Origin of the sequence: Jannaschia faecimaris (assembly GCF_900107415.1) — a bacterium.
Classification (GTDB): domain Bacteria; phylum Pseudomonadota; class Alphaproteobacteria; order Rhodobacterales; family Rhodobacteraceae; genus Jannaschia; species Jannaschia faecimaris.
Genome location: NZ_FNPX01000010.1, coordinates 1 through 16,208, shown reverse-complemented (window position 1 = coordinate 16,208; position 16,208 = coordinate 1). Strand labels below are relative to the sequence as shown.

The window sequence follows — 16,208 nt, the reverse complement described above, 5'->3', positions numbered from 1 at the left end:
GGCAGTGATATCAGGCCCGCGGTTCCTCGTCCAACAGGACTTTCAGCCGGGCTTCCTCGTCGGCGCTCAGCCCGTCCTGCGCTTGACGCTGCCGTGTGACGGCAAACGCCGCGACTGCCCCGCCCAGCAGTAACAGCGCCAGCGGCGCAATCCAGAGGATCAGGTTGGACCCGCCCTTGGTCGGCTCCAGCAGGACGTATTCGCCATAGCGCGCAACCAGATAGTCGATGACCTCCTGATCGCTGTCCCCCTCGGTCAGCCGCTCCCGCACCAGAACGCGCAGTTCCCTCGCAAGCTCGGCGTTACTCTCGTCTATCGACTCGTTGCGGCAAACCAAACAGCGCAAGCCCTTTGACAGGTCGCGTGCGCGCTCCTCCAACGCCGGGTCGTCCAGAACCTCGCCCGGCTCGACGGCAAAGCCCGGTGTCGCCAGGAAAAGCATCGCACAAATCAGCGAGGCCCTCATTCCGCCGGCACCCCGCCCGCCGGCATCTTGCGCGCTCCGGCCGCCACACGATACCTGCGGTCCGACAGCGACACCGCGCCGCCCAGCGCCATTATGATCGCGCCGCCCCAGATCCAGTTGGCGAATGGCTTGATGTAGACCCGGATTGCCCATCCTCCGCCCGTCTGCGCGTCCCCGATCACCGCATAGACGTCGCGAGCAATCCCGCTGTCGATTCCCGCCTCGGTCGTCGGCATCTGCGCTACCGGATACACGCGTTTCTCAGGGAACAGATGGCCCAGCGTCCGTCCGTCCTCGTAAGCGGTCAGGTCGGCACGCGTTGCGAAGTAATTCGGCCCCTGTACTCGCGTCACGTCATTGAGAACAACTTCGTAGCGCCCAACCGTCAGTTTATCGCCAATGTTCAGAATGGCGATCTCCTCCTGTTGCCAGGCGGTCAGGGCGGCGACCCCGAAGATCGTGATGCCAAGCCCACCGTGCGCCAGTGCCTTGCCCCAGTCGGCCCCTGGCAAACGTGTTACGCGGCTCAGACGCTCGGACCAGCGGCCCCGTCCGGTCCGCGTCGCCAGATCGACCGCCGCCGCAGCTACCAGCCAGACACCCAGACCCGCGCCCAGTGGCCCGCCCAAGGAATAACCCGTTTGCATAGACCAGACCAGACCCATCACCGCCAAGGCCAGAACCAGAACCGGCATCATGACCCGTAGCGTTTTCGCGCGCGCCCGTTTCCAAGGCAGGATCGACCCGAGCGGCAGGATCGCCGCCAACGCGATGACAAACGGCGTGAACGCAGCGTCAAAGAACGGCGGCCCCACCGACAGTGTTCGGTCGAACATCAACTCCGCCACCAAAGGCCAGATGGTGCCGATAAAGACCACGAAGCAAGACACCGCCAGCAACAGGTTGTTCACCACCAGGGCCGATTCCCGACTGACGACGCCGAACACGCCCTTGGCCTGCATCACCGGCGCACGAACGGCGTAAAGAAGCAGTGCACCACCCGTGAAGAACCCAAGGATGCCAAGAATGAACACACCTCGCTCCGGATCGTTGGCAAAGGCATGCACAGACGTCAGAACGCCCGAGCGTACAATGAATGTCCCGATCAACGAAAACCCGAACGCCAGGATCGCCAATAAGATCGTCCAGGCCTTCAGCGCCTCGCGTTTTTCCACGACGATCGCGGAATGGAGCAGCGCCGCGGCGATCAGCCAAGGCATGAACGAGGCGTTCTCGACCGGATCCCAGAACCAGAACCCGCCCCAGCCCAACTCATAGTAGGCCCACCAAGAGCCAAGCGCGATGCCAATGGTCAAGAACAGCCAAGCCGCCAGCGTCCAGGGCCGCACCCAACGCCCCCACGCGGCATCAACCCGCCCCTCGATCAGGGCAGCGACGGCGAAGCTGAACGCCATGCTCAGGCCGACATAGCCGAGGTAGAGAAACGGCGGGTGGAATGCCAAACCTGGGTCCTGAAGCAGCGGGTTGAGGTCCTCACCGTTGAACGGCGGCACCTCCAGCCGGACGAACGGGTTCGACGTAAACAGAATGAAGGCATAAAAGGCGACGCCCACGCTGGCCTGCACGGCCAGAACTCGGGCCTTCAACGTCGCCGGTAATTGCCCGCCGAACCACGCAGCCGCAGCCCCGAACAGCGCCAGAATCAGCACCCAAAGCAGCAGCGACCCTTCGTGGTTCCCCCACACGCCCGACACCTTGTAGAGCATCGGTTTGTCGGTGTGCGAATTCAGCACCACCAACTTCAGCGAAAAATCCGACGTCACAAAGGCGTAGGTCAGCGCCGCGAAGCTGAAGGCGACCAGCGCCACCTGCGCCGTGGCGGCGGGCGTGGCGACAGCCATCCACCCGCTCCATCCCTTCCAGGCCCCGATCAGGGGAACAAGGGTTTGAACGATGGCGACCGCAAAGGCCACGATCAGGGCGAAATGTCCAAGCTCTACGATCATGCCCTTCACTTACGCCAACCCCGCGACCGCGCCAATGGGGCGCGTCGCGGGGTCGCGGGAACAGACGGTCAATTCTGCGTCAGTCGCGCGCGGCCGCCCATTCGCCAAGCGCGGGGTTCACCTCAGCTACGGTCTCTTCATCCGCAGCGTGCCACGACGAATGCAACGCCGCTGGACGCGGGGTCGGCGGCACGCGGCGCACGTAATGCAGCTCCCGCGCGCCGAAATAGAACCCCACGATCGCGCCCAGCAACCACCAGAGCGGATCAGGTACGAAAGCCAGCCCCTCCATCCGGCGCGCGAACCCCGCCGGATCCACCATTGCGTAGACAAACAGGCCCAGAGTCCCCAACGCCAGCATTGGGCGCGGAAGGCGATTCAGGCCGTCCACGCACCGGTCGAACCAGCCCCGCGCTGGCATGTCGAATTCCTCGCTCAACTGCGCCAGTGCTGCCTGCTGTGCCGCATGTCCCATCCTTTGCCCCTCGGTGGCGTTGGGATGGAAAACCTCCGCGATACCCTGCGCCGCCCGGCCCAGCGTCTCCACCGCGCCCGACCCGGCGGTCAAACCCCGGATCAGGCCCATTTCGCGGTCCGCGCGCGATGCTCGGCCTCCGTCAGGTGAAATCTGGGCGCGATGAACTCCTCCGCGCGGGTAATCCAGCCGCCCTTCCCGCCATCCCGGCGTCGTGCGTATTTTCGCGACGATGGTCGCCCGTCGGCCAGCGCATAGTACCAGTTCCGACGCGCAATGCCGTAAGCATCGACTATATGATCCGGCGCTTCCTCAACCGCGGCACGCGCTGCGGCTGCCGTCTTCGGTCCGATCCGCCCGTCGATCGCCACGTTTTGCCCCATCCGCCGCAGCAGACGTTGCAGTATCCTCACCGCGTTCGACCCGGAATTCACCTGCATATCGAAAACCGTCGCCTGCAACGGCTCGGGCAGAACGTCGATGCGGACACGGTAGAAATAGTGTTCGACGAAAATATCGACGGCGCGGTCCCGTGTAAGCGCGCGCACGTCGCCCGTGCCAACGACCCCGTCCCCATCCAGATCAAGGCCCAGACCCTGCATCGTGTGGATCGTGACGCCATGATTGGTGGCCCCGCCCGGATCATCGGGGTCGTTCACATAGCCGCCCTCACGGGCGACGATTTCTTCTGCGATGGCACGAACCGACTGCATGGCCCGACCTCCCGTGCTCAGTTGCGTGAGCCTCGGAAGGTCGGGCGGAGCAGTTAACGAGTTATTTAGCCAACCGTCACTGCGTGCGCACCGCCGTCAGTTCGATATCCAGCTTGACCCCGAATCCGACGCTGGATTCGTCGGGATATGTCTCGCCCATTCCAAAGTCCCGCCGGTCCAGCGCGGCCTGCCCGGCCATTGTCGCCGTGTCGCCTTCGAACGCGAGCGTGAACGGTATCTGCAGTGCGACGTCCGCTCCACGCAGCGACAGTCGGCCATCGGCGATATATCCGTCGCCGTCCGGCCGGATAACGGCGGCATAGAGCGCCGTCGGGAATTGCCCGGCCGCAAGGAACTCCTCTCCTGTAGCCTGCCCCGTAACCGACCCCAGCGTCAGCGATCCGGTCGCGACCGAGACTTCGACCGTTCCGTTCGTACCATCCGCACGGGGGGTTTCGTCAAAGTCGATGTTTGCCTGCCAGTCCTTGAAACTTCCTGTCACCGGACTGCCCAGTTGCGTGACGGTGATCGACAGCGTCCCCTCCTCGACCGTCCAGTTCGAGTCGGCGGCTTCGGCGGCAACTGACGGCACGTCGGCCTGCGCCGATTCACTTGCACCGGCTTGCTCCTCGCCGGGGATCAGGAAGAGGCCCACGCTCAGCGTTAAGCCCCAGATCATCATCGCGCCGACAAATGGCAGTGCATGGCCACGGTCGCCCGCTAGGGCCCCCGGATCGGTGCCGTTCCACATCCGCGCGAAAGTCTGGTCCCGGTCGAGAACCGCATGCTTCATCGCACCCAATATGTGCAAAATCAGCGATCCGAGCAGCAATATGACAAAAACCGTATGCAGACCGAACAGCGTCTCGGACAGCTCTGCGCTCTTCGGGATACCGGGTAGTCCCTGGCCAAACGGCCACCATATCTCTGCGAATCCCGAGGACGCGGCGTGCGCCGTCCAACCCAGCAGCGGAACAAGCACCAGCGACGAATAGAGCATCCAATGCACGACAGCCGCGAGTTGCGCCTCCCAACCTTGGTGCAACGGGCGCGGACGCGGTTGCGACACGGCCCAGAGAATACGCCCCACCGCCACGAAGAAGACCGACACACCGATCGTCTTGTGGAACGAATAGACCCAGACCTTCTGCGCGAGTTCAGCATCGGTCCCGGTGCCAATTTCCTCGGCCACCTTGGACAGGACGAGGGCCGTTACAATCAAAAGCGCGATTGCCCAATGAAAAGCACGTTCGACCCAGCCATAGCTGGACGTCGTATTGGTTGCGTTGGTGTTGCGCGGCATTAAAAGCACCTTGTGTGTGATCGTATTGGTTACAGTCCTAAAAGCGGGCTGGCACATTGCCATCCCCGACCAGCGCACAAACACCGTGCAGGGTTCACATAACCCTGCCGCATAGCTAAACCGGCCTGATATTGAGGGGGAACACATGAGCAGAGCATTCGTCTTTCCGGGTCAGGGCGCGCAAGCCATCGGCATGGGCCGAGACCTTGCCGAGGCTTATCCAGCCGCGCGCGCCGTCTTTGAGGAAGTCGACAGCGCCCTTGGCGAGTCCCTTTCGAACCTCATCTGGTCGGGCGACGCCGACGAACTTACGCTGACCCGCAATGCGCAGCCCGCGCTGATGGCCACGTCCATCGCCGCCCTTCGCGCGCTGGAGGCCGAAGGAATCATCGTGTCCGAACACGCCGCCTATGTCGCGGGGCATTCGCTTGGGGAATACTCCGCGCTCGTCGCCGCCGGGTCCCTGACGATCGCCGACGCCGCGCGGCTGCTTCGTATACGCGGCGAAGCGATGCAAAGCGCCGTTCCGGTTGGCGTGGGCGCGATGGCCGCCCTGCTGGGCCTCGGGTTCGAGGATGCCAAGGAGGTCGCCGAGGAAGCCGCACAGGGTCAGGTCTGCCAGGCCGCCAACGACAACGATCCGGGTCAGGTGGTCGTCTCGGGGCACAAGGAAGCCGTTGACCGCGCGCTGGAAATTGCCAAGGCAAAGGGGGCCAAGCGCGCGATGCTGCTCCCTGTATCTGCGCCGTTTCATTGCGACCTGATGAAACCCGCCGCGCGGGTCATGGCCGAGGCGCTGGACGATGTAGAGATCGAGGCACCGAGCGTGCCCGTCATTGCCAACGTCACGGCCAGTCCGGTCAACGATAGCAAACTGATCAGATCCCTGCTGGTCGACCAGATCACCGGCTCCGTCCGCTGGCGCGAGAGCGTGGGCCGCATGGTTGAACTGGGCGTGACCGAAATCTGGGAGATCGGCGCGGGCAAGGCCTTGTCCGGCATGATCCGCCGTATCGAAAAATCCATCGCGACCCGGTCCGTTGGAACTGCCGCCGATGTCGTGGCCGCGAAAGAAGAACTTTAAGAAAGGTCCGCAGATGTTTGATCTGAATGGGAAATGCGCGCTTGTCACCGGCGCGTCTGGGGGCATCGGTGCGGAAATCGCGCGCGCCCTTCACGCGCAGGGCGCAACCGTGGGCCTGTCGGGCACGCGCGAGGATCCGTTGAATACGCTTGCGGCCGAATTGGGCGACCGCGCGCATGTCCTGCCCTGCAACCTGGGTGACGCCGAAGCCGTCAACGCCCTGCCCAAGCAGGCGGCCGAGGCGATGGGCAGTGTCGATATACTGATCAACAATGCCGGCATTACCCGCGACAACCTGTTTATGCGCATGTCCGAGGATGAATGGGCCGAGGTCATCAACGTCAACCTGACATCCGCCTTCCGCCTGTCCAAGGGTGTGCTCCGCGGCATGATGAAAGCGCGCTGGGGCCGGATCATCAACATCAGTTCGATCGTCGGTGCGACAGGGAATCCCGGTCAGGCAAACTACGCCGCCTCCAAGGCGGGCATGGTCGGCATGGGCAAATCGCTCGCCCACGAGGTGGCCAGCCGCAACATCACGGTCAACACGGTTGCCCCCGGTTTCATCGCAACGCCGATGACGGACAAGCTGACCGACGACCAGAAAGACAAGATAAACAACCAGATTCCCGCCGGTCGTATGGGGACAGCCGGTGAAATCGCCGCCGCCTGTGCCTATCTTGCGTCGAACGAAGCCGCCTACGTCACGGGGGCCACGATCCACGTGAACGGAGGCATGGCAATGCTTTGACCGCGACCGGACAAAAGATTTGCCATCCAAGTCGCCCGTGATATAGGCGGCACACCTATTCGGGGGGGACCCCGCAGCCCGGACGATCGGGCAACCCGGCATGGGGTCACGGTCATGCACATTCGCCCCCAGGGGCCACGAGATGAGGTAGAGATATGAGCGACATCGAGGACCGCGTCCGCAAGAAAGTCGTCGAACACCTGGGCGTCGAAGAAGACAAGGTGACCGAGAACGCGTCATTCATTGACGATCTTGGTGCCGACTCGCTGGACACAGTCGAGCTGGTCATGGCATTCGAGGAAGAGTTCGGGATCGAAATCCCTGACGATGCCGCCGAGTCGATCCAGACGTTTGGTGACGCCGTCAGCTTCATCAAAGGCAACTCCTGATCCATTTTCGGATCGAGGATTGCAGAGGCACCCCACGGGGTGCCTTTTTGCATGTGCGCACAAGTGATAGGCTCCGCGAGAACACGAGGCACGAGACATGAGCGTCGGCATCTTTGACAGTGGACTGGGCGGACTGACCATCTGGGATGCGGTGACCCGCGCGCGCCCGGATCTTGCGGTGACCTATTATGGCGACAATGCCCACGCGCCTTACGGCGTGCGGACAATGGACAACATCCACGACCTGACGCAGGCAGCCGTTCACGACATGTGGGACAAAGGCTGCGACTTGGTGGTTTTGGCCTGCAACACCGCCTCCGCCGCCGCCCTGCGCCGGATGCAGGAGGCAGGCGTGCCCGAAGGCAAACGGGTGCTTGGCGTGTTTGTCCCCCTGATCGAGGCACTGACCGAACGCAACTGGGGCGACAATTCCCCGCCGCGCGAAGTCGCGATCAGCCAGGTGGCCCTGTTCGCCACGCCCGCCACCGTTGCAAGCCGCGCGTTTCAGCGGGAGCTGGCCTTCCGCGCGATCGGCGTCGATGTCGAAGCGCAGGCCTGCGCCGGCGTGGTCGACGCGATCGAGGACGGCGATATGATCCTGGCCGAGGCGATGGTTCGCAGCCATGTTGACGCGCTCAAACGCAAGATGCCCACGCCACAGGCTGCGATCCTGGGCTGCACGCATTATCCAATCGTGCAGGACGCCTTTCAGAGGGCCCTTGGCGAAGACGTGACCGTCTTCAGCCAGGCGGACGTTGTCGCGGCGAGTTTGAACGACTACCTGTCCCGTAGGCCCGAGATGGAGCGGGGTGGCCAGTCGCGCATGTTCACGACAGGCGACCCGGAACTGGTCTCGGCCCGCGCGACGCAATTCCTGCGCCGCCCCCTGACGTTCGAGGCTGCGTAGATGAGATCGCTCAAGAAAACCCGCCGGATACAGGTTCTCGCCTTGGCGGCCGTTGCCCTTGCCGGGTCGACCGCCCTGATGATCTATGCCTCGCAGGACAGCTTCAACTTCTTCCGCGCGCCAAGCGAAATCGCCGCGAACCCGCCCCCCGCGAACGAGGTTTTCCGCATCGGTGGCCTGGTCGAGGAAGGCAGCTTGGTGCGCGGCGAAGGTACCGAGATCACATTTCGGGTGACCGACGGCGGTGCTTCGATCCCTGTCAGCTATACCGGCGTACTGCCCGACCTGTTCGGGGAAGGTGAAGGGATGGTCGGCACGGGTCGCTTTGACGGACAGGCCTTTCAAGCGACTGAAATCCTCGCCCGCCATGATGAGACTTACATGCCCAAGGAAGTGATCGAGGCACTCAAGGAACAGGGCACCTACGTCGATCCGGATGCGACCCCCGAGAGCTGACGGGAATGCAATCAGACACTTTGCGCGCTGCGACATGGATGGTCGGCAGCGTCCTGAGCTTCACCTCCATGGCCGTCGCGGGCCGCGCCGTCAGCACCTCGCTCGATACGTTCGAGATCATGCTCTACCGCTCCTGTGTGGGGATATTGGTCGTGCTGACACTGGCCTTCTCGACGGGCAAGTGGCGTCAGATCACGACGCGCAACCTGCCGATGCAGGTCCTGCGCAACATGACCCACTTCACCGGCCAGAACCTTTGGTTCCTGGCGATCACGCTGGCCCCGCTGGCGCAGGTCTTCGCGCTTGAATTCACATCACCGCTCTGGGTTCTCGTGCTCGCACCCCTGATACTTGGCGAGACGGTGCGCCGTGTCCAGCTGGCCGTGGCCGCCGTCGGCTTCGCCGGGGTCGTTCTGGTGGCCCAGCCTTTTTCCGGGACGATGTCGATCGGGTTGCTTTGGGCCGCGCTGGCTGCAGTATTCTTCGCCCTGACCAACCTTTTGACACGCCGCCTGACGCGTAACGAGACGGTGACGGGCATCCTGTTCTGGCTGACGTCCCTCCAATTGCTTTTCGGGCTGATCACCGCAGGCTACGACGGCGACATCGCACTGCCCACGACGACGACCGCGCCCTGGGTCATCCTGATTGGTCTGGCCGGTCTTTGTGCGCATTGGTGCCTGACGAACGCGCTCCGCCTTGCCCCGGCGTCGACGGTGATGCCCATCGACTTCGTTCGCCTACCGCTCATCGCTATGATCGGGGCGGTATTCTTTGCCGAGGCGTTGGAGCCGATGGTCCTGCTTGGCGGGGGAATCGTTTTCGCGGCGGCATGGGCCAATCTGCGGCTGTCCCGTCGCGCCTGATGCCTTTGTACGTGAAAAAATGTTGCATTACGGTCATATTTCTTGGCCTGACGTATGGTCATTATTCCGTGACGTAGGGTCAGATTTGACCAGATGCTACATGCCAATAAACGTCCACTCCAGCACGCGGTTGTCGATCTGAGGAGGTTCGATCGTCGCCGCACATCGCCCCGCGAACCGGGGTCGTTCCAGGGAAGAGGACACCAAGATGAACCGTTTCACTCTCGCCGTCGTGGCTACGATCGCAGGCAGCGGGACCGCCATGGCCGGCGGCCTCGACCGCTCGGGTCAGAACATCGACATCATTTTTGAAACCGGCACGGTCGCCGAGCTTAGCTTCGGCTATGTCAGCCCGTCGGTCGATGGCGTTGATCAAGCCGGCGTGGCCACCGGTGAAGTCGCAGACAGCTTTATTCAGGGAAGCCTGGCCTATAAACAGCAGATCAACGATCAGCTGTCCTTCGCGATTATCGTAGATCAGCCCTATGGTGCGGACATCCAGTACTCGGCGGCCAGTCCGGTTCTGGGCGGCACCTCCGCGCTGGTGAACACGACTTCCGTGACGGGCATGCTTCGCTACAAGCTGAACGATCGCTTCAGCGTGCATGGTGGCATGCGTGCACAGACCTTGGCTGCCAAGGTGACGCTTGATGGTTTGGCTTATGGGGGACCATTTCCGGTTGGCCGCAGCGGCTACTCACCGAACTTCGAGAAAGATCTATCCTACGGTTACCAAGTCGGCGCAGCCTACGAGATCCCCGAGATCGCCTTACGGCTGGCAGTGACGTATTTCTCCGAAATCGACCACGACCTGCGCACCACCGAAAACTTCGCGGCCGGCGTTACAAATACGCCGGTGACGACACCCCAAGCCATCAACATCTCGTTCCAGACAGGCATTGCCAAGGACACGCTGGCCTTTGCGTCGTTCCGTTACGCCGACTACACGGTGACGAAGGTGCGCCCGCGCCTCCTCGGCGGGACGAGCCTGACTGATATCGACACCGCACGGGACTACACGATCGGCGTGGGTCGCCGTTTCAACGATCAGTTTTCGGGCGCTGTCTCCCTGAACTATTCGCATGGTGGTCCTGATGATCTCGTATCGCCACTGGGTCCGACCGATGGCCGCTATGGCATCACCTTGTCCGGCAGCTATCAGGTGACGGACGCGGTCAAGATTTCGGGCGGCATCAACTACTCCCGCTTGGGCGACGCCCGTCCCAAAACCAACCCGCCCAATGTCGCCCGAGCGAACTTCGACGGCAACTCGCTTATCGGCGTGGGCTTCAAGATCGGCTATCGCTTCTGATCCACGTGTGATCCAAGTTTGACGCCCCGCCCTCACCGGCGGGGCGTTTTTCGTATGCACAACTTCCGGGTGGCCCCGTCACACGCTGCGGTCTAACGGTGCGCCTATGAGCACACGCGACATCCCCAACCGCGCCTGGGTCGCACTGGCGCTTCTGGCCTTGATCTGGGGCGGCAGCTTCCTTGCGATCCGCACCGCGCTGGACGAAATCTCTTTCGTGACTTCGGTCGCCTACCGCGTCGGCATTGCGGCACTGGTCCTCTGGGGCTGGGTGGCGATGCGGCGTCTTGCGGTGCCGCGTGATCCGCGCATCTGGGGCGCGTTGCTGGTGATGGGTATCCTCAACAACGCCTTGCCGTTCAGCCTGATGGCCTGGGGTCAGTTGCACATCGAAACCGGGCTGACCTCCATCCTCAACGCGGGCACGGCGGTGTTCGGCGTTCTGGTCGCGGCCCTCTTGTTGGCGGATGAACGGCTAACCAGACGGCGCGCGGTCGGCGTCGGCCTTGGGTTTTTCGGCGTCGCGACGGCGATCGGTCTTGAAAACCTGACGGCATTGGACCTTCGCTCCGCCGCGCAACTGGCCGTCGTGGCCGGAACGGTTTTCTATGCGCTGGCCGGAGTTTGGGGGCGGGTGAAACTACAGGGGTTGGACCCCGAGGTTTCGGCCGCCGGCATGCTCACCGGCTCCAGCCTGTTGATGATCCCCGCAGCGCTCCTGGTTGACGGACCGGTCCTGCCGCACGATCCGGCGACATGGCTTGCAATCGGCTATTACGCGGTCGCGGCGACGGCCATTGCCTATCTTCTGTATTTCCGTGTTCTTGCTATGGCGGGCAGCGGGAACACCATGCTTAGCACGCTTTTGGTGGCCCCTGTTGCCATCCTTCTGGGGGCTTGGGTGCGCGATGAGGTTCTGTCGCCCAACGTCTATTTGGGGTTTGCCCTGCTCGCCTGTGGCCTTGGCATTATGGACGGGCGCATATTGCGCGTCTTCCGCCGGAGCGTTACGCCCGGTCCATGATCTACGACACCCCAGACGCCTGGAACCAGGCCACCGCCAAGCGCATTTCCCTGTTCGGCATGTCCGGCCTCGGAAAAACGCATATCAGCCAGATCCTGCGCGGCTCGGGCGACTGGTTTCACTTTTCCATCGATTACCGTATCGGCACAGGATACTTGGGCGAACATATCAACGACAACTTGAAGCGTCATGCCATGAGGCAACCCTTCCTGGCGCAACTTCTTCGGACCGATAGCATTTACATCGGACCGAACATGACGTTCGAAAACCTCAGCCCGCTGTCGACTTTCCTGGGCCAGCCCGGTGCCACGTCCAAGGGCGGCCTGCCGTTCGAGGAATACGCCCGCCGGCAGGAGTTGCACCACCGGGCCGAGGTCAATGCCCTGCTTGACACGCCGCATTTCATCGAGCGCGCGCGCGAAATCTACGGCTATGACAACTTTGTCTGCGACACCGGTGGCTCCATCTGCGAAGTGGTCGACCCCGACAACCCCGAGGACCAAGTGATGGCCACGCTGGCCGCCAACACCCTGCCCGTCTGGATCGAAGGCACGCCCGATCACGTCGAGACCCTGGTCGCGCGCTTTGCCAAGGCCCCCAAGCCCATGTGCTACCGCCCCGAGTTCCTGAATGCGAAATGGGAAACCCACGGGGGCGACGACGTGGACCCGAATGAATTCGCCACCGCCACATATCGCGACGCGATTACGGCACGTCATCCGCGCTATGCCGCGATGGCGCGCAACTGGGGCATAACCGTACAGGCCGTCGACGTCGCCACCGTGCGCGATGCCAGCGATGTGATGGCGCTGATCTCAGAAGGCATTGGCAAAGCCGCCCGCAAGGCCTAATTCACGCGTCTGCTCAAAGCCGGAAACCGTAATGCCCATCACCTTACCCCGCGACCTGCCCGCCTATGACGTTCTTGACGGCGAAGGAGTCATGGTGCTGTCCGAGGATCAGGCCCACCGGCAGGACATCCGCCCGCTTCGCATCGGCCTGCTGAACCTGATGCCGATGAAGATCACGACCGAGACACAGTTTGCCCGACTGATCGGTGCCACACCGCTCCAGATCGATCTGACGCTGATCCGCATGACCGAGCATCAATCGCGCCACACCAGCCCGATCCACATGGATGCCTTCTACCGCCCGTTTCAGGACGTGAAAGACCAGAAGTTCGACGGCTTCATCATCACAGGGTCCCCCATCGAGCATTTGCCGTTCTCGGAGGTCACCTATTGGGACGAACTGCGCGAGATCATGGATTGGACGCAGACCAACGTGCACTCCACTTTCGGCGTCTGCTGGGGCGGGATGGCGATGGCGTGGCATTTCCACGGGGTCGAGAAGCACCTGTTGGATCACAAGCATTTCGGCTGCTTCAAGGTCCAGAACGAGGATCCTGCATCCCCATACCTGCGCGGATTTTCGGACGAATGCGTCATCCCGGTATCGCGCTGGACCGAGGTCCGCCGTGACGCGGTTGAAGCGGCGGGCATGAAGGTCCTGCTCGGGTCCGAGGAAACAGGGCCCTGCCTGATCGAAGACGGCGCGCACCGCGCAATCCATATCTTCAACCACTTCGAATACGACAGCGATACGCTTCAAAAGGAATACGAGCGTGACATCGCGAGCGGCACGCCCGTCAACGTGCCTGGTTACTACTACCCCGGTGACGATCCCAGTCGGAAACCGCTCAACCGGTGGAGAAGTCACGCGCACCTCCTATATGGTAACTGGATCAACCAGATATATCAGACAACGCATTATGATCTCTCGCAGATTGGCCGCTAGGGGCGGGCTGGCCTCCATAATCGCCGCCCTTGGTGGGAACGCCATCGAAAGGCGGGTCGCCGCCCGCGAGGCGGAGTTTGAAGCGGCATATCCCCCGGAAGGCGAAATCCTGGATGTGGACGGCGTGCCGGTTCACGCCGTCATTCGTGGCACCGGCCCCGACCTTGTGATGCTGCACGGGGCGTCGGGAAATTCCCGCGAATTCACGTTCGACCTGATGGGCCGCCTGTCCGATCGCTATCGCTGCATCGCCTTCGATCGGCCCGGTCTCGGCTATACCGGCCATACCCACCCGAAATACGCGACACCCTTCACCAGCGCTTCTGAAAGCCCGGCAGAGCAGGCAGCATTGCTGGCCCGCGCCCATGCCGAGATCGCTGAAAGCACGCCGCTCGTCCTCGGGCACAGTTTCGGCGGAACCATCGCGCTGGCCTGGGGGCTGGATCACCCGGCGCGCGCGCTGGTCCTGTTGAGTGCTGCATCGAACACATGGAAAGGCGGTCTTGGCCCTCTGTATGCAGTCAATGCCTCCGCCCCCGGCGGGGCGTTGGCGGTGCCCTTACTGACAGCGACCGTCGGTCAGGACCGCCTGCGCGCGATCACCAAGGCCATCTTCGCACCCGACCCCATGCCCGAGGGGTATTTTGATCATGTCGGCGGTCAGTTGACCTTGCGTCGCGACTCCCTGCGGTCGAACGCACGGCAGGTGAACGGGCTGAAGCCGCACATCATCGAAATGGAAAAACGCTATTCCACGCTGACCCTTCCGATCGAGATGATCCACGGCACCGACGACACCATCGTACCCGCTGACATCCATGCCCGTGTTCTGATCGACATGATCCCCAATGGCTGTCTGACCATGCTGAATGGCGTGGGACATATGCCCCATCACGTCGATCCGGAGGCGACCATAGCCGCCGTCGACCGCGCGGCCGCCCGTGCCGAATGACTACGATCGCTTGATGGGTCAGGCAATTTGGGCAATGCCTGCTGAGATGTATCGTCTCCAAGCAGAGGCGTTTGCGCCGCCTGAGTTGTCCGTGTGCACCGTTGTCGGTCACGGCGCGCGCCGCGCCCGTTGACGCGCCACCCCCAGCCTGCGCAAGTCGTGGCCAACAGGAGAGACCGATGCCCAAACCCTTTGACGCCGCCATCACCCGGTTCTTCGAGGACGAGGCCCCTCAGGGTATTCGCGACCTGATCGAAGAGGGCGGCAAGAAGGACATACTGGCCGAGGGCTATCCCTATGACAAACGGATGGACCGGGACACCTACGAGGCGGAGCTGGACGCGCTCCAGATCGAACTGGTCAAGTGCCAGTCTTGGGTTCACGGGACCGGCGCGCGCATCGCCGTGGTCTTCGAGGGTCGCGACGCCGCTGGCAAGGGCGGCACGATCAAGCGCTTCCGCGAGAACCTGAACCCCCGCATCGCCCACACGGTCGCCCTGTCAAAACCGACAGAGACCGAGGCCGGGCAATGGTATTTCCAGCGCTACGTGCAGCACCTGCCGACTGCCGGAACGATGACGCTATTTGATCGGTCCTGGTACAATCGTGCGGTGGTCGAACATGTATTCGGCTTCTGCACCCCCGAGCAGCGAGAGACGTTCTTCGGCCAATTGCCCGCGTTCGAGCAGATGCTGGTCGATGAAGGCATCACCTTCGTGAAGCTTTGGCTGAATGTCGGTCGCGCCGAGCAATTGCGCCGCTTCCTTGCGCGGGAAGACGACCCGCTCAAGCAATGGAAGCTTTCGATGATCGACGTGAAGGGCTTGGCCAAATGGGACACCTATACGGACGCGATTTCCGAAACCTTTGCGCGCAGCCATACGGGGTTTGCCCCCTGGACCGTTGTCCGCTCGGACGACAAGCGACGCGCCCGCCTCAACGCCATCCGCAGCGTTCTGGCGCAGGTGGATTATGCCGGTCGCGATGATGCCGTACTGAAGATCGACGCCAAGATCGCCGGCGGCCCCGAGTTGTGGTTGGCCGGTGCCTAAGCGCGGCTACCATCATGGGAACCTGAGGCAGGCGCTTGTCGATGCTACCCTCTCGCTCATCACCGAGAAGGGACCGACGGGTTTCACCCTGTCCGAGGCCGCGAAGCAGGCTGGGGTGACCCCCGCCGCCGTGTATCGTCACTTCGAAGGGCGTGAACAGCTCATCATCGAATGCGCCCTTCAGGGTCACGCGATCTTCGGTGACCTGATGGAATTCGCCTATCGCGACGGACAGCCCTCCGCCTTGGCTGCGTTCGGAGCAACGGGCCGCGCCTACCTGGCGTTTGCGCGCAAGTATCCCGGCCACTACATGGCGATGTTCGAATCCGGCCTGTCGCGCCACGCGACCCCCGAACTTAGCCGCGCGGTCGGACGCTCCCGCGGGATTCTGGAGAAGGCCGCCGAAGACCTGTCGCAACACATTCCGGCCGACCGGCGGCCCCCGGCAACGATGTTTGCCTCGCATATCTGGGCAATGTCACATGGCGTGGTGGAGCTGTTCGCGCGGGGCAATCCCGGCGGCAACACGCCGTTCCCACCCGAGGACCTGCTGGAATCCGGCATCGGCATCTACCTGCGCGGCCTGGGTTTGATCGAGCCCGATTCCTGAATCGCGCCCTGACGGGGTCTTTGCCCACGCACCCCCAGAGTGTTTCCGAAACGGAGAAGGAGGGAATTGTTACAATTTCCCCCT

The 16,208-nt window shown here is 62.8% G+C and carries 18 protein-coding genes; 13 read left to right on the top strand and 5 right to left on the bottom strand.

All coding sequences use genetic code 11. The annotated features are described in order from the left end of the window. Positions 1 to 10: 10 nt before the first annotated feature. The 5 genes from BLV27_RS11560 to BLV27_RS11540 all read right to left on the bottom strand — a co-directional run bounded on the left by BLV27_RS11560 (position 11) and on the right by BLV27_RS11540 (position 4,924). Entirely contained in the window at positions 11 to 466 is a 456-nt protein-coding gene (locus BLV27_RS11560; RefSeq protein ID WP_092646112.1) for a cytochrome c-type biogenesis protein, read from the bottom strand. Beyond that, the gene (locus BLV27_RS11555) at positions 463 to 2,433 is read right to left on the bottom strand and encodes a heme lyase CcmF/NrfE family subunit (protein WP_092646110.1); all 1,971 of its coding nucleotides are present in this window, start codon (positions 2,431 to 2,433) and stop codon (positions 463 to 465) included. Before BLV27_RS11555 ends, BLV27_RS11560 begins: the two co-directional genes overlap by 4 nt. A gap of 79 nt (positions 2,434 to 2,512) precedes the next feature. Next, a complete protein-coding gene (locus tag BLV27_RS11550; RefSeq protein ID WP_092646108.1) occupies positions 2,513 to 3,019 on the bottom strand; it encodes a holin family protein in 507 nt (168 codons plus the stop codon). Then, the gene (locus tag BLV27_RS11545; protein ID WP_092646106.1) at positions 3,010 to 3,621 is read right to left on the bottom strand and encodes a holin-associated N-acetylmuramidase; all 612 of its coding nucleotides are present in this window, start codon (positions 3,619 to 3,621) and stop codon (positions 3,010 to 3,012) included. Before BLV27_RS11545 ends, BLV27_RS11550 begins: the two co-directional genes overlap by 10 nt. A gap of 76 nt (positions 3,622 to 3,697) precedes the next feature. Beyond that, on the bottom strand, positions 3,698 to 4,924 hold the full coding sequence (locus tag BLV27_RS11540; protein WP_092646104.1) for a cytochrome b/b6 domain-containing protein: 1,227 nt from the start codon (positions 4,922 to 4,924) through the stop codon (positions 3,698 to 3,700). A 145-nt stretch (positions 4,925 to 5,069) separates the two neighbouring features. Here BLV27_RS11540 and fabD point away from each other — a divergent pair, with 145 nt between their 5' ends. The 13 genes from fabD (at position 5,070) to BLV27_RS11475 (ending at position 16,124) form a co-directional block, all read left to right on the top strand. Beyond that, positions 5,070 to 6,008, top strand: a complete 939-nt coding sequence (gene fabD, locus BLV27_RS11535; RefSeq protein WP_092646102.1) for an ACP S-malonyltransferase — start codon at positions 5,070 to 5,072, stop codon at positions 6,006 to 6,008. 13 nt (positions 6,009 to 6,021) lie between these two features. Beyond that, positions 6,022 to 6,759 carry a 3-oxoacyl-[acyl-carrier-protein] reductase gene (fabG, locus tag BLV27_RS11530; protein ID WP_092646100.1) on the top strand — a complete coding sequence of 246 codons (738 nt, stop codon included), beginning with the start codon at positions 6,022 to 6,024 and terminating at the stop codon, positions 6,757 to 6,759. Positions 6,760 to 6,914: 155 nt separating this feature from the next. Further along, on the top strand, positions 6,915 to 7,148 hold the full coding sequence (locus tag BLV27_RS11525) for an acyl carrier protein (RefSeq protein WP_092646098.1): 234 nt from the start codon (positions 6,915 to 6,917) through the stop codon (positions 7,146 to 7,148). A 97-nt stretch (positions 7,149 to 7,245) separates the two neighbouring features. Next, positions 7,246 to 8,055, top strand: coding sequence for a glutamate racemase (locus BLV27_RS11520; protein ID WP_092646096.1), 810 nt, complete (start codon positions 7,246 to 7,248; stop codon positions 8,053 to 8,055). Then, a complete protein-coding gene (gene ccmE / locus BLV27_RS11515; protein ID WP_092646094.1) occupies positions 8,056 to 8,511 on the top strand; it encodes a cytochrome c maturation protein CcmE in 456 nt (151 codons plus the stop codon). It begins immediately after the preceding gene. A 5-nt stretch (positions 8,512 to 8,516) separates the two neighbouring features. After that, positions 8,517 to 9,377 (top strand): DMT family transporter, encoded by an 861-nt coding sequence (locus BLV27_RS11510; protein ID WP_092646092.1) that lies wholly within the window; start codon positions 8,517 to 8,519, stop codon positions 9,375 to 9,377. 262 nt (positions 9,378 to 9,639) lie between these two features. Then, positions 9,640 to 10,689: an OmpP1/FadL family transporter gene (locus BLV27_RS11505; protein WP_244504633.1), complete on the top strand. Its 1,050-nt coding sequence runs from the start codon at positions 9,640 to 9,642 to the stop codon at positions 10,687 to 10,689. Positions 10,690 to 10,795: 106 nt separating this feature from the next. Continuing rightward, positions 10,796 to 11,713, top strand: coding sequence for a DMT family transporter (locus BLV27_RS11500; protein WP_092646088.1), 918 nt, complete (start codon positions 10,796 to 10,798; stop codon positions 11,711 to 11,713). Further along, the gene (locus BLV27_RS11495; protein WP_092646086.1) at positions 11,710 to 12,564 is read left to right on the top strand and encodes an ATPase; all 855 of its coding nucleotides are present in this window, start codon (positions 11,710 to 11,712) and stop codon (positions 12,562 to 12,564) included. The genes BLV27_RS11500 and BLV27_RS11495 overlap by 4 nt, the downstream gene beginning before the upstream one ends. Before the next feature lie 31 nt (positions 12,565 to 12,595). After that, positions 12,596 to 13,510: a homoserine O-succinyltransferase gene (locus BLV27_RS11490; RefSeq protein WP_092646084.1), complete on the top strand. Its 915-nt coding sequence runs from the start codon at positions 12,596 to 12,598 to the stop codon at positions 13,508 to 13,510. After that, complete coding sequence (locus BLV27_RS11485; RefSeq protein ID WP_092646082.1) at positions 13,485 to 14,462, top strand: alpha/beta fold hydrolase; 978 nt, start codon at positions 13,485 to 13,487, stop codon at positions 14,460 to 14,462. The genes BLV27_RS11490 and BLV27_RS11485 overlap by 26 nt, the downstream gene beginning before the upstream one ends. 179 nt (positions 14,463 to 14,641) lie before the next feature. After that, a complete protein-coding gene (gene ppk2 / locus BLV27_RS11480) occupies positions 14,642 to 15,514 on the top strand; it encodes a polyphosphate kinase 2 (RefSeq protein ID WP_092646080.1) in 873 nt (290 codons plus the stop codon). After that, complete coding sequence (locus tag BLV27_RS11475) at positions 15,507 to 16,124, top strand: TetR/AcrR family transcriptional regulator (RefSeq protein WP_092646078.1); 618 nt, start codon at positions 15,507 to 15,509, stop codon at positions 16,122 to 16,124. Before ppk2 ends, BLV27_RS11475 begins: the two co-directional genes overlap by 8 nt. The last annotated feature ends 84 nt before the right edge of the window (positions 16,125 to 16,208 follow it).